This is a genomic window from Saccharopolyspora antibiotica, from assembly GCF_047200635.1.
Lineage (GTDB): Bacteria > Actinomycetota > Actinomycetes > Mycobacteriales > Pseudonocardiaceae > Saccharopolyspora_C.
On sequence record NZ_JBJZOI010000025.1, the window covers coordinates 23,344 to 36,893 of the forward strand.

Genomic DNA, 13,550 nt, shown 5'->3' on the forward strand with positions numbered 1-13,550 from the left:
CCGGGTGAGGTGGGGTGGTTTTCCGAGTGAACGGACCGTTCGCCCAATCCCCTCGGACCAACGAGCCGTTCACCCGGCCTCACCACCCGCGACCGGTCGCGGTCCCGCGGTCGCGGAGTCAACGGACCGTTCGCCCAACCCCCTCCGACGAACGAGCCGTTCACCCGGTGCGCTGCGGGGAGGGGGAACCAGGTGAACGGACCGTTCGCCCAGACCTGTGGGACGAACGGTCCGTTCACTCCACCTCGGGCCCGCCCCGGCGCGGGGGGCGGGGTGGAGGGGGTCAGCGGTGGGAGGGGAATTCGACGACCTGCTGGTAGGTCGGCCGGTTCTGCCAGCTGATCGGGTCGTGCGCGATGCCGCCGATCTTGTTGTGCACGATCGCGTCGGCGCACCACTGATCGCCGGGCTCGCAGTCGGCGTCGCCGGGATAGGTCTGCGCGGCGGGAGTCGCGGCGGCGGCGGCGAGGCTGTCCACCAGCGCCTGCCGACAGGCCCCGAGATCGCCCTCCCCGCACAGCGCGGTGCCGAAGCCGCCGGGCACGTCCTCGCCGAGCGCCCCGCGCAGGTTCTTCGACACCTGCCCGTACCAGCCGGTGAGGAAGGCCGAACCCTGGTGCGACTGCCCGACGTGCTCGGCGGGATCGGCGTTCTGCCAGCCCGAGGGCGATTCGTTGATGTGCTCGGCCCCGGTCAGCGCCCGGTAGGCGTCCTCGCCCAGCGCCGGCTCGAAGGTGGCGCGCACCAGCAGCGGCCACCAGGCGTCCATCAGCTCGATGGCCTCGGCGTGCGCGTAGCGGTGGCTGCCGGGCTCGGTCTCGGTGCGCAGCCCGCCGTCGGCGAGCCAGTCGCGCAGCAGCCCGACGCGGGCGGCGAGCTCGGGATCGTCGGCGGGCTCGCTGTCGAGCACCCGCAGCAGGTCGGGCAGCACCCGCTCGGCGCGCAGGTCGGTGAGCCCGGCCTCGGTCATGGCCCGGGTGAGCGCGGCCCGGTCCACGCCGCCCTCGGCGACGAGACCGCGCACCCGGGAGTCGAGGAGGTCGCCGCGCTGCACCGCGCCCTTGCTCCACCCGGCCCCGCTGGTGCCGGGGGCCTGCTTGTTGTTCCAGCTGGTGAAGTAGTCCTGGTCCAGCGAGCGGGGGTGCTGCTCGAAGGGCGCGTAGTCGGCGGTGTTGCCGTCGGGCTCCCAGCCCCGCCAGTCGAACTCGGGGTCGGAGCGCACCGGCATCGCCGGGTCGACCTCGGGGTTGCGGACGACGTTGGCGCCGGAGTTGAAGTACGCGGTGTGCTCGGAGTCGGCGTAGAACCAGTTGAAGGTGTAGTTGACGTCGTGCGCGGCGGCTTGGAAGGCCTCGGGCGAGGTGATCTCGGCGGGGTCGTTGAACCGCTGGAACCCGAGGATGGAGTCGACCTCGTGCATGAAGGTGGAGCGCACGGTGCTGTAGGCGACCGGCTTGCCCTCGACGGTCGCGCGGTGCGTCACCGGCCCGTAGCGGGTGCGGAAGGAGACCAGCCGGTAGGAGCCGGTGGGCGTGTCGTCGCCGAGGCTGGGTTCCCAGGCGTTTCGCCGCTCGACCTGCTGCATGGGCAGGCAGTCACCCCGGAACAGGTAGTGGTCGGAGTCCTTGGTGACCGGCCCGCCGCCGGGTTCGCAGAGCTCGACCGCGTAGGTGTCGATGATGTCCTGGGCCGCGGTGGTGGCGCTCCAGGAGTAGTCCTGCCCGCGTCCGAGCAGCGTGTAGAAGCTGAGCCCGGCGAACGAGGCGCCCTTCGAGGAGATCCCGGGGCCCTGCAGCTCCTGCAGGGTGAGCAGCTGCGGGGCGAAGTAGCCGGTCTGCGGCCCGAAGACGGCGATGGGGTTGCCGCTGGTGGTGTGCGCGCCGGAGACGAGCAGGGCGTTGGACATGGCGCGCGGTTCGGCCATGTCGGCGGGGGCGACGCCGTCGTCGAAGATCCCGCGCAGCGCCTCGACCTGGTCTCCCCCGGCGCGCGGTGCGGGGCGCGGGGTCTGGCGCTGGTCAACGGGCTCCGCGGGTTCGGCGGCGGATCCGGTGGCGTCGAAGACGAGCTGCTGCTCGGTGACGGAGCCGGGGTCGGGCATGGCCGCGCCGCGCGGGTTCTCCGGGGAGGTCGCGTAGGGGAAGGAGCTGCCGTCGTGCACGGTGGAGACCGCCTCGGGGTCGTTCTCCGCGCGGAAGGTGCGCCAGACCTGCTCGCCGCGCTCGGGGCCGAAGCGCTCGTGCAGCGACATCCGGGCGACGGCCTGCTGCACCTCGTTGCCGCCGCCCCCGCCGAACTGCGCGCCGACGAGCGAGGCGAGCACGACGAGGTCGGTGAGCTCGAACGGTTCGATCTCTCCGGCGTTGGTGATCGGGTCCACGTGCCCGGTGGCGACGTACTCGCCGGGGAAGTAGCGGCCCTCGTGCGCCTGGCGGAGGTAGGCGTTGATCCCGTCCACGTAGGACTGGGCGTCGGCGAGGGCCTGCTCCCCGCGGGGTCCGCGCCGGCCGGCGGTCGCGATCTGCTGCTCCAGCTCCTCCTCGGTGTAGGGGGAGGTGGCGAAGAAGCCCTGCTCCAGTTCGCGGTTGGCGGGTGCGCCGCCCGCGAACGAGGTGACCTGCCCGCGTCCGGCGCGGCGCATGACGTCCATCAGGAACAGCTTGTCCTCGGCGGTGGTGTACCCGGCGCCGAAGGCGGTGCCGGCGCGGGTCGTGCCGTAGACGTGCGGGACGCCCGCGGTCTTGTCCCGCACGACGGTGACGTCCGCGCGCGGCTGGTAGGTGCGCTCGACGTCGTCGGGCTGGACGCCGAAGGAGTTGTCGCGGAAGAACTCGCCGATGGTGCTGGTGGTGAGCTGCCGGTAACCGGTGGCGAGCTCGTCGTAGGGCTTGAGCTGGTCGTCGGAGTGCGCGGGCTTGGTGCCGAGCAGCAGGTGCCCGGCGAGCTCGGCGAGCGTGGCGTTGCCGTTCTGCCCGGGCGGGAGCACCTCGTGGCACTGCCCGCCGCAGTGGTCGGGGATCGGGGGCACGTCCGGGGCTTCGGGTGCTGCCCCGGCCGCCGGGGCGAGCAGGAGCGAGCCGATGACGGCTCCGACGCTGAGTGCGGCCAGAATGCGCTGCCCTGACATCGGCGGGTCCTCTCCTCGATCTCGGGCGGACGCTAACCGAAGCCAGACGTAAATGAAATGAATTCACGTTCTTCCCCCGGGCGAGTTGGGCTGTCCGAGTGAACGATCCGGCGCCGTCCGCACGAACGGAGCACCCCGCTCCGGCGCAACACCCCACGGCATCCGGCCCCGGCTCACCGGAGATCACCGGGCGGCGCCCCCGGACCGCCCGGTTCGGCAGCGACGAACCCGGTTCCGCTCAACCGCCCGCGGTGGACCGGTCCGGCGAGCGCTCGCGCCACTCGGAGTGCTGGCGCTGCAACGCCTCCCACAGCCGGTTCAGCGGATGCCCGGCGTCGTGCCGCCGCAACTCCCCGGCCCGGGCGAACGCGCCGACGAGCACCTCCAGCTTCGGCTCCAGGTCGCCGAGCACGTCCAGCGCCCGCAGTCCGCGCCCGTCCGGCAGCCGGCCGTCCACCGCGGCCTCCGCGACGCCCCGGGTGACCAGCATGCAACCGTGCACCAGCCCGGAGCTCAGCAGCTCGAAGCCGTAGCGCACGTCGTCCACCTCGGCCACGAGGTTCAGGGCTCCCCGGTAGTCCGCGCCGAACCAGCCGCGCAGGAACTCCGCCACCAGGCCGCTGCCCGCGACCACCAGCGGCAGCCGAGGCAGCGCGGCGGCCCGCACCGCCGATCCCGGCACCAGCCGCCGGTCCAGGTTCGTGACCAGGGTCAGCCCGCTGCGCCGCCACTCCAGCACGTCCAGGCCCGGCGGTGCCGACCCGACGTCGGTGAGGGTGCTGCCGCAGACCAGGTCGACCTCGTTGGCGCGCAACGCCTCCAGGAGGTTCCGGGTCCGCAGGTGCACCACCTTGAGGTCGACGCCCTCGGTCCGGAAGTCCGCCGAGACCCGCTCCACCGCAGGGGTGAGGAAGCCGAGGGTGAAGCGCGTGGTGCCCACCCGCAGCGAGCCGCCCACGCGGCGCCGCGAGTCGGTGACGGCCTCCAACCAGTCGTCCAGCGTGTCGCGCGCCCGCTCGACCAGCGCCTCACCGGTCTCGGTGAACAACGCGCTCTTGCCCCGCCCCTGCTTGAGCACGAGCGGCTCGCCGCACAGATCCCGGAAGTTGCGGTTGAGGGTGTCCAGCTGCTTCTGCACGCTCGACTGCTCGCGCCCGAGCAACCGGGCGGCGGCCAGCGCGGTTCCCTCCTGGTGCACCACGACCAGGGTGCGCAGCTGGTCCAGCGTCGTGTCCAGCAGGGGTTGCGGGGTGCGCACCCTCCGGTGCTCGGACTCGTCCGCTGCGATCTCGGGGGATCCGGATAACGACATGCGTCCTTCCACGGGTGCGGCGATCGCCCGCTCCTGGTGCGACGACCGAGCACCGGGCGGCTGGCAGATCCTCCCCGGGGGAAGTCTATCCCCGGGAACTGATCTCGACTGCACGCCACATGTTCCCCGGGATTGTTGGCCGATCCGCTGGAAACGCGGAACTCCGCCGTGCCAATCTGATCGCAGCGGCGCCGGGGGACGCCGCCGGGCATCCGGGGGGTCGGATGGCCTGGGGGATGCGCGGGGGCCCGGATTCCGGGTCCCCGCCTCCGCTTTCCGCTCCGGTCCGCGCATTCTCTCGACTCCGGAGACCGTGCCGGGACTGCCACTACTACCTGATCGAGCGACGATTTTTCCGGAGCGGAACCATATTCTGACGATCATGTCGAACTCTCCTCGTGCCCGAGCACTGGCGGCCGAGGTACGCAAGGTGCGCAAGGACAGAGGGATCTCGCAGGGCGTGCTCGCCGAGCAGCTGGGCTGGAGCATCGCGAAGATCAGCAGGATCGAAACCGCCCAGCGCGGCATCGAGGGTCCGGACCTGGCGGCCGTGCTCGGTGCGCTGCGGGTGCGCGGCAAGCGTCGCGACCAGTTGCTGACGATGGCCGAGGAACTGGGCCGCCCGTCCTGGTGGGAGGCGATGGCCGGGCTGTCCGCGCACACCCGCGCCTGCATCGACGCCGAGCAGCGGGCCGCCCGGCTCGCCGAGCTCAGCCTGGGCTACGTGCCGATCCTGCTGCAGACCCGGGGCTACGCCACCGCGGTCTGCGGCGCGGCGGGCGGGAGCACCGGCGAGGTCGACGAGCAGGTCAACGTGCGGCAGGTGCGCCAGGGAATCCTGCACAAGGCGACGCCCGCCGAGTTCACCGCCTTCCTCGACGAATCGGTGCTGACCCGGCCGGTCGGCGGACCCGCGATCATGAGCGGGCAGCTGCGGCACCTGCTGCGCTGCGCGGACACCGCCACCATCGCGGTCCGGGTGCTGCCCACCTACCTCGGGGTGCACGCGGGGCTGGCCGGGCCCTTCACGCTGATCGAGTTCGCCGACGGGGTGGCGACGGTGCTGGTCGAGAGCCAGGAGTGCGGGCTGCTGCTGGACGCCGAGGAGAAGGTCGCGGCGTTCCGGGAGTCGATCGACCGGTTGAGCCGGGTCGCGCTGAGCGCGGCGGACTCCCGCTCGTTGATCGCGGGTTACGCCGCGAAGTTCGAGGACCGCGTCGTGCGCCAGCCCGCCTGAACCGACGAAGCGGGGGCGATCGCTCAGGACCGCCCCCGCTCGAAGACCGCTGATCAGCTGTTGATCTGCTCGGTCAGGACGTCGTTGTAGGCACCCACGCGGGCGTAGACGCCGGGCTTGCCCGGACGGGCGCAGCCCTCGCCCCAGGAGGTGACGCCGATCAGGCGGCCGTCGGCCACGATCGGGCCGCCGGAGTCGCCCTGGCAGGCGTCGACGCCGCCCTCGGGCAGGCCCGCGCACACCATCGAGTCGGGGCTGTACTCGGCGTACCCCGCGGAGCAGTCGGCGTCCGAGCTCACCGGCACGGTCGCCTTCTGCAGGCTGTCGGAGGTGGAGCCGCCCTCGCTGGTGGTCCCCCAGCCGAGCACGGTGGCGTCGGTGCCGGCCTCGTAACCCGCGTCGTCCTCGGTCGCGAGCTCGACCGGGGCGCCGTCGACCGGCTCGGCCAGGGTCAGCACGGAGACGTCGAAGCCCTGGGTGGCATCGGTGTAGTCGGGGTGCACCCACACGTCGCTGACCTCGGAGACGGTGCCGCCGCTGCCGCTGATGTCCGTCTGGCCGCTGAGCACGTTGATCTCGCTGGGCTGCGAGCCCGTGGTGCAGTGCGCGGCGGTGACGACCTTGGTCTCGGAGACCAGCGAACCACCGCAGAACTGCTGCCCGTCCGGTGTCAGCAGCGCCACCACGAAGGGGTGGTCGGCGATGTCGGCGTCCTCCCCACCGACGACGTACGGGGTGACGTCGGCGGGTTCGGCCTGGGCGGCCGAAACGGAGACGCCGGCGGCGGCGGACAGGGCGACGGCGGTGATCCCGGCGAATCGGGCCAGGCGACGGGCAGCGAGCATCTTGAACTCCTCGATCTCGCGTCCGGGACGATGGGGCGGCCCGGACGTCATCGGTTGTCGGAGGGCCGGCGCGAACGGCCCCTCGGATTCCTCCACGAAACGGACTCGCCGGCCCGCCCCGCTGCCAAGAGGAATCTGGACCGCACCATAGGCATAACGGCATTCGGCTCAACAGTGCCGGTATTTGCCGTTTTCACAGTGGCCGTTCAGCAATGGCCAATTCGCCCGGACGGCGGTATTCCCCGGATCGGCGAACGCCGAATCTGCGGGAGAGGCGGCCGCGCGTCGCGGCAACAATCGGGGAATGTGCGGCCGCGGCCCCGGCGCGCCCCGAACGCACCGGGGCCGCGGATCCACCGCGGCCGGTACTCCCGCCGGCCGCGGCACAGCCACCGGTCCCCGGACCGTGGCGAGCGCGCCCACCGGGCCCCGACAGCCACCGTGGCGAGCGCGCTGGCTCCGGTGTACCGAATGACCGCTGGAATATTCCAGAGCCATTCGGGCGAGCGCGCAGGGGCCGCGCGCCGCACCGGCCGGGCGACACCACCGCTGAGCAGGCCGAGCCCGGAAGATCACAGCTTGGTTGCAACACCGGCCGAAGACCTTCCCGGGACTGCTGCCGCCGGGGCCGGCCCGCCGTCGGCGCAGCGGTCTAGCACAGCGCGGACCGCAGCGGCACCCCGCACCGAGCCGACGCGGAGGAGCGCGGGGAATCCCCCCGGAAAATCGCCTCCCGCGGAACGGGAAACGTGATGATTACGTTTTCTCGCCGCCCACTCCTTGACATCGACCCATAGATCAAATCACTATTCGTCGGACTTCTCCGGACGGGCCGCGCCGAAACGCGCGGGCCCCGCGCGGAGATGCGACGCCGCGGGCAAGACGGGAAGGCCGATCGTGACCTCAATTGTTCACCAGCTTTCTCTGAACGAGAATTTCGCGCCCGCGCTGCCCGGTGTCCGGGAGGCCGCTGAGGGCACGCTGGGAACGCTGCACCTGACGCCGGATCCGTTCTCCACCGAGCTGGTGAAGCGGATCGCGGCGCACCACGAGATCTCACCCGACCAGGTGCTGCCCGGCGTCGGCTCCGGCGCACTGCTGCAACAGTTCCTGCAGGTCAACGCCGGGCCGGGCAGCGAGGTCGTGCACCCGTGGCCGTCGTTCGAGATGTACCCGCTGCTGATCCGCAACGCCGGGGCGACGGCGGTGGGGGTGCCGCTGCGGGAATTCGAGCACGACCTGGACGCGATGGCGGCCGCGGTCACGGAACGCACCCGAGTGGTTCTGCTGTGCAATCCGAACAACCCCACCGGCGCGGTGCTCTCCGCCGAGCAGATCACCGACTTCCTCGGCCGCATTCCCGAGGGCGTGCACGTCGTGCTCGACGAGGCCTATCTCGACTTCGCCGATTCCGGGACGATCGCGAACGGCTTGGAACTGCTCCGAACGGACGAGCGGTTGACGATCGCCCGGACCTTCTCCAAGTCCTACGGCCTGATCGCGCTGCGCGTCGGTTACCTCGTCGCGGCGGAACGGGTGCTGGCCCCGCTCAAGCCCGGCGCGATGTTCTTCCGAGTGAGCGCCCCCGCCCAGGCGGCGGCCGCAGCCGCGCTGGAAGCGACCGCGGTGATGCGCCGGCAGTGCGCGGAGGTCGCCGCCGAGCGCGACCGGTTGCGCGCGGGCCTGCGGGAACTCGGATTCGACGTACCGCCCAGCGGCGGGAACTTCCTGTGGCTGCCGCTCGGCGCGGACAGCGAAGCGTTCGTGCGGCACTGCGCGGCCGCGGGCATCGGGCTGCGCGTCACCGCGGAGCGGGGCGTGCGGCTCACCGTCGGTACCCGGGAGGTCGACGACCTCGTGCTCGAAGTCGCGGGCGCGTTCGCCGCCGAGCGCGACGGGGCCGCCCGATGACGGCCGGGACGCCGGTGAGCCCGGCGGAGCTGCTGGCGAGTTCCGCCATCGCCGCCGAGCTGCGCGCCGAGCTGGAGCGCCGCTGGCCGGCCGAGGCGGACCACCTGGACGAGGTCTCGCGGTACGCGCTGCTGGCACCGGGGAAGCTGCTGCGGCCGGTGATGCTGGTCGCCACCGCGGAAGCCGTCGGCGGGGACCGCGCGGAGGTGCTGGCTCCGGCCCTGAGCGTGGAGTACCTGCACGTGGCCTCGCTCGTGCACGACGACATCATCGACGGCGACGAGCTGCGCCGGGGCCGCCCCTCGGTGCCCGCCCGGTACGGCGTCCCGGACGCCATCGTCACCGGGGACGCGCTGATCCTGAGCCTGTTCGCCACCCTCGCCGAGTCCGGCTCGACCGCCGACCGGGTGCTCGCGGCGGTGCGGGCCGTCGCCGAAGCCGGGGTGGACCTGTGCCGCGGGCAGACCCTGGAGGCCGAGCTGCTGCGCGACGCGTCCTGCCCGCCGGAGCGCTACCGGCGGATGGCGGCGCTGAAGACGGGCGCGCTGTTCCGGGCCGCGTGCCGGGCGGGCGCGCTGCTCGGCGGTGGCACGTCCGAGCAGGTGGCGGCCGCCACCGGGTTCGCCGAGCGGGTAGGCGCGGCGTTCCAGATGCGCGACGACCTGCTGCCGTACCTGGCGGACGAGTCGGTCACCGGCAAGGGGGCCAGCAGCGACGCGGGCAACATGCGGCCGACCTTCCCGGTGATCGTCGGCTACGGGATGGCCGGCGCGGCGGATCGCGCGCTGCTGGCAGACGCGCTCAGCGGAGACCGCTCCCCCGCCGAGTCCTTCGCGCTGCTGCGGGAAGTCCTGGAGCGGCTGGGCGCGCTGCGCCGGGCCACCGAGCTGGCCGCCGACGAGATCCGGCTGGCGCACGAGGAGCTGGCCGCGCTCCCGGACTCGGAGGGGACCCGGTTGCTCGCGGCGGTGGCGACGCTCGCGATCGACCGGGACCGCTAGCCGTGGCCGCGCCGGAGTCCTCCCCCACGACTTCCGCGCTGCGCGCCGGTCTCCGCGCGCACGTGGAGACCTGGCGGCCCTACACCACCTGCTACCCGGCGCTGGTCGGCGCGGCCGGGGCCGCGGTGGCCGGTGGCTGGGGCGTTCCGGCGCTCGCGGCGGCGGTGGTGCCCGCCCTGGGCTGGCTGTCCGGGCACTACCTGGGCGACTACTTCGACCGCGAGCTGGACGCCATCAGCAAGCCGCAGCGGCCCATCCCGTCCGGGCGGTTGTCGGCGCGCGCCGCGCTGGGCGGCGGCCTCGGGTGCGCGGCGGCGGCCGCGGTGCTCGCGTTGCTGGTGAACTGGCGCGCGGTGGTGCTGGTGCTGGCGGCGCTGGCCGGGATCGTGGCCTACAGCCGGTTCTGCAAGGCGCGCGGGCTCTCTGGGAACCTGGTGCGCGGCGCGCTCACCGCGTTGGCGCTGGCCACCGGATCGCTGCTGGCCACCGGTGGGGTCACCGGTGCGGTGCTGGTGTTCGCGCTGGTCTTCCTGGTGCACGACGCGGCGTCGAACCTGGTCGGCACGATCCGCGACGTGGACGGCGACCGGGCGGGTGGCTACGGCTCGGTGGCGGTGCGACGCGGGGTCCCGGCGGCGGTGCGGATCGCGTTCGGTCTGTACGCGGCGGGACTCCTGGCGGTGCTGGCGATGTCGTCGACGATGCTGGAGCAGGCGCCCTACTACGTGTTCACGACGCTCGCGGCCTGCGCGGGGACGGCTGCGTTCTCGTTGCTGTTCGAGCACATCCGGGCGGTGCCCCCGCGCAAGGCGTTGCGGGCGCACGAGATCCTCGTCGCGGAGCGGTTGGTGCTGGCCGGGGCGCTGATCGCGGGCAGCGCCGGGTGGTGGGCCGCGCTGGCGGTGCTGGTGCCCGCTCTGGTGTTCAGCCTCGGCACCCAATCGGCGTTGCGCGGCGGGCACGAGTTCCCCGCGGAGCGGGAGGCGGCCCGGCCATGACGACTTCGCGGGCGGAAGAGGTCTCGCACGCGATCGACACCGCGGCGGAGGCGGTGTTCGAGGCGCGCCGCCCCGACGGCGTGTTCGACTACGGCCGCCGCGCCTCGACGCTGAGCACGGCGAGCGCGGTGACCGCGCTGCACTGCTGCGATGCGCGCGGCTCGGCGGACCTGGTCGAGCGCGGGGCGGCCTGGCTGCGCGCGGCGCAGTCCGCCACCGGCGGCTGGAGCGCGCTGCCCGGCGGTCCGGACGAGGCGGGGCCGACCGCGGTGGCCTGCGCGACCCTGCAGCTGGTGGCTCCGGAAGCCGCGGCGAACCCGATCGCGGCCGGGCACCGCTGGATGCTGGAGCACGGCGGGCTGGACGCGCTCGCGCGCTCCGACATCGCGGCCTGCTGCCGCTGGTTCTACTCGCTCGTCGGCTGGCTCGACCCGGACCGGGTTCCCCTGGAACTGGTGGTGCCGCCCAGCAGGTTCCACCGCGCGCTCGACCTGCGGACGCCGGTGGCGTGCGCGCTGGTCCTGGCGCGGGCCGCGCGCGGGAACCAGCTGGAACGGCTGCTGGCGCGGGCGGGCGCCCCGCGTGCGGTGTCGCTGCTGCGCGGGCTCCAGGAGCACGTCGGCGGCGGATGGCACGAGGACCCGTGGGTCACCGGCCTGATCTGCGCGGGACTCGCGCGCGCCGGGTTCGGCGGTGAGCTGTTGCCCGGTGCGGTGGCCTGGCTGCGGGCGCGGGTGAACGCGGACGGTTCCTGGAACGACGCGGCGCCCGAGCTGACCTGGACGGCGGACGCGGCGAGCGGGCTGCTCGAAGCGGGCTTCGGCACCGACGAGCGGCTGGTTCCCACCCGGGAGCTCCTGCTGCGCGATCAGCAGGACCGCCCGTGCCCCGCGTTCGGTTGCCCGGCGGGCTTCTGGGCCAGCTCGGGGCCGCGCGACTGGCCCGCCGCTCCGGAGACGGGCGCGATCACCTCGGTCCTGCGGCGGTTCCCCGGCGACCGATCCCGGGAGGCGGTGCGGCGCGGGGTGGAGTGGCTGTCCGCCCAGCAGGATTCGCGCGGTTCCTGGGGTCCCGTGCGCAACGCCCGCGTCCCGTGCCCGCACGTCACGGCGCAGTCGCTGGAGGCGCTGCTGGACTCCGGCGTGCCCGCCGAGGACCGCCGGGTGCGCCGGGCGGTGCGCTGGCTCCGCCGCGCCCAGCGGCCCGACGGAGGCTGGGACTCGCGCCGGTACCGGCCGCGCACGGCCACCACCTCGGCGGTGCTGCAGGTCCTGGTTCGCACCGGGCCGGAGGCGTCCACCGCCGTGCGCGCGGCGCGCGGCCTGCTGCTGCGGGCCCAGCTGCCCGACGGCTCGTGGTCCACCGGCGGCGGCGAGGAGCCGGGCACCGCCGAGGAGACCGCGTGGGCGCTCGGGGCGCTGCTGGCCGCCGGGGTCGCCCCCGAGGGAGCCGAGATCCGGCGCGGGGTGCAATGGCTGCTGGACGCCCGCCGCCCGACCGGGTCCTGGTCGGCGGCGCCCGTGACCGAGGGCGCGGGCCTCGGTGCGCGCCGCGCGAACCGCGCACTGGCCGACGGGTTGGCGCTGCGCGCGCTGGCCCGCTACCGCGACGCCGCTGGGAGGAACTGATGGACGCCGACGTGGTGGTGTGCGGGGCCGGGGTGGCCGGGCTCGCCGCGGCCTGCGCGCTGAGCATCCGGGGGCTGCGGGTGCTGCTGCTGGAGAAGCAGGCCGAGCCGACCCGGATCGCGAAGGGCGAGGTGCTGCAGCCCGGCGCGCTGGGGGTGCTGCGGGAGTGGCACGTGGCGCAGCGGCTGGAGCTGCGCGGCGCCCTGCGGCTGGACCGGCTGGTGGCGCGGGATCCGGCGGGGACGCCGCTGATGGCGCTGGAGTACGACCGGCTGCGGGACCAGGAGCGGTGCCTGCTCGCGCACGACTACCCGGTGATCCTGGAAGCGCTCGAGGACCGGCTCGACGACCACGTGGAACTCCGCCGCGGGGTGCTGGTGCGCGACGTGCTGCGGGAAACCACCGGCCGCGTCGCCGGGGTGCGCATCACCGAGGGCGGGCAGGAGCGGGAGGTGCGGGCGAAGCTCGTCGTCGCCGCCGACGGCCTGTCCTCCCGGCTGCGCAAGGTCGCCGGGATCGAGGTGCGGCGCGAGGAGTACCCGCACCGGCTGGCCGCCTTCGACATCGCCGACGCGCCCGAGGTCGAGCAGGACTTCTCGGCTTACGTGAGCGAACGCGGGCTGCGGCTGCGGTATCCGCTGCCCGGCGGCCGGGTCCGGCTGTACGTGCAGGTGGAGCCGGACGAGCTGCGCGGGCTGGGCCGGGACGCGATGGCGCGCTGGATCGACGAGCTGGTGCGCGACACCCCGGCGCTGGCTCCGCTGGCCGGAGCGCTGCGGGCCAGCGCGGCGAACCGGCAGGTGTTGCCGGTGTCGCGCTTCCTCGCCCCGCAGCTGGGGGTTCCCGGCCTGGCGCTGGTCGGCGAGACCGGGCACGCGGTGCACCCGATGGCGGCGCAGGGCATGAACACCTCGATCACCGATGCGGAGTGCCTCGCCCGGCACCTCGGCGGCGAGCTCACCCCGAGCTCGGTGGACGCCGCGGTCGGCGCTTACCAGCGGCAGCGGTTGCCCGAGCTGGTCCACATCGGGCAGACGAGCCACAACGCGGCGCGCATGATCACTGATCTGTCCTGGTCCGGGCGGGTCGTCGGGCGCCGCGCGCTGCGCTGCACGGGTGGCAACGAGCGGCTGCGCTACACGGTCATGCACAACATGGCCGGGCTCGGGCAGCACCGGCTGACCGTGCTCGACCGCCTGCATCAGATCGGCGTCCTCCCCGACCCTCGCGCCCACCGCCTCCCGACGTGGGCCTGAGCGCCGGTTCCGGTGAACGGACCGTTCGTCCCGAAGCCCTGGTCGAACGGTCCGTTCACCACCCGGTGCGCCGGGAACGGCCGGAGCGCTCCGGGGTGAACGGCCCGTTCGTCCCATCGCACTGGTCGAACGGTCCGTTCACCCGGAACCGGCGCGCGGCGGGGTGAACGGACCCCTCGACCAACGGGTTCGGACGAACAGACCGTTCACCCACCGAACAGCCCTCCCGAAGCGC

Annotated in this window: 9 protein-coding genes; 6 read left to right on the forward strand and 3 right to left on the reverse strand. The window is 73.7% G+C overall.

Going from position 1 to position 13,550, the window contains the following annotated elements; all coding sequences use genetic code 11:
* Positions 1–283: 283 nt before the first annotated feature.
* Together ACL03H_RS20130 and ACL03H_RS20135 are read right to left on the reverse strand one after the other, a co-directional pair.
* Positions 284–3,127: a penicillin acylase family protein gene (locus ACL03H_RS20130; protein WP_412812831.1), complete on the reverse strand. Its 2,844-nt coding sequence runs from the start codon at positions 3,125–3,127 to the stop codon at positions 284–286.
* A 238-nt stretch (positions 3,128–3,365) separates the two neighbouring features.
* On the reverse strand, positions 3,366–4,439 hold the full coding sequence (locus ACL03H_RS20135; RefSeq protein WP_412812832.1) for a LysR family transcriptional regulator: 1,074 nt from the start codon (positions 4,437–4,439) through the stop codon (positions 3,366–3,368).
* Positions 4,440–4,821: 382 nt separating this feature from the next.
* Between ACL03H_RS20135 and ACL03H_RS20140 the strand changes: the two genes are divergently transcribed.
* Complete coding sequence (locus ACL03H_RS20140; protein ID WP_412812833.1) at positions 4,822–5,676, forward strand: helix-turn-helix domain-containing protein; 855 nt, start codon at positions 4,822–4,824, stop codon at positions 5,674–5,676.
* Between the two features lie 53 nt (positions 5,677–5,729).
* On the opposite strand, the gene ACL03H_RS20145 is transcribed toward ACL03H_RS20140, so the two are convergent.
* Positions 5,730–6,521, reverse strand: a complete 792-nt coding sequence (locus ACL03H_RS20145; protein WP_412812834.1) for a S1 family peptidase — start codon at positions 6,519–6,521, stop codon at positions 5,730–5,732.
* Between the two features lie 897 nt (positions 6,522–7,418).
* On the opposite strand from ACL03H_RS20145, the gene ACL03H_RS20150 reads away from it, so the two are divergent.
* From ACL03H_RS20150 to ACL03H_RS20170, 5 genes are read left to right on the forward strand one after another with little or no spacing between them, the layout of a single operon-like run.
* Positions 7,419–8,432: an aminotransferase class I/II-fold pyridoxal phosphate-dependent enzyme gene (locus ACL03H_RS20150; RefSeq protein WP_412812835.1), complete on the forward strand. Its 1,014-nt coding sequence runs from the start codon at positions 7,419–7,421 to the stop codon at positions 8,430–8,432.
* Positions 8,429–9,433 carry a polyprenyl synthetase family protein gene (locus ACL03H_RS20155; protein ID WP_412812836.1) on the forward strand — a complete coding sequence of 335 codons (1,005 nt, stop codon included), beginning with the start codon at positions 8,429–8,431 and terminating at the stop codon, positions 9,431–9,433. The genes ACL03H_RS20150 and ACL03H_RS20155 overlap by 4 nt, the downstream gene beginning before the upstream one ends.
* A gap of 2 nt (positions 9,434–9,435) precedes the next feature.
* Positions 9,436–10,431 carry a UbiA family prenyltransferase gene (locus ACL03H_RS20160; RefSeq protein WP_412812837.1) on the forward strand — a complete coding sequence of 332 codons (996 nt, stop codon included), beginning with the start codon at positions 9,436–9,438 and terminating at the stop codon, positions 10,429–10,431.
* Positions 10,428–12,059: a prenyltransferase/squalene oxidase repeat-containing protein gene (locus tag ACL03H_RS20165; RefSeq protein WP_412812838.1), complete on the forward strand. Its 1,632-nt coding sequence runs from the start codon at positions 10,428–10,430 to the stop codon at positions 12,057–12,059. The genes ACL03H_RS20160 and ACL03H_RS20165 overlap by 4 nt, the downstream gene beginning before the upstream one ends.
* Complete coding sequence (locus ACL03H_RS20170) at positions 12,059–13,315, forward strand: FAD-dependent oxidoreductase (RefSeq protein WP_412812839.1); 1,257 nt, start codon at positions 12,059–12,061, stop codon at positions 13,313–13,315. The genes ACL03H_RS20165 and ACL03H_RS20170 overlap by 1 nt, the downstream gene beginning before the upstream one ends.
* The last annotated feature ends 235 nt before the right edge of the window (positions 13,316–13,550 follow it).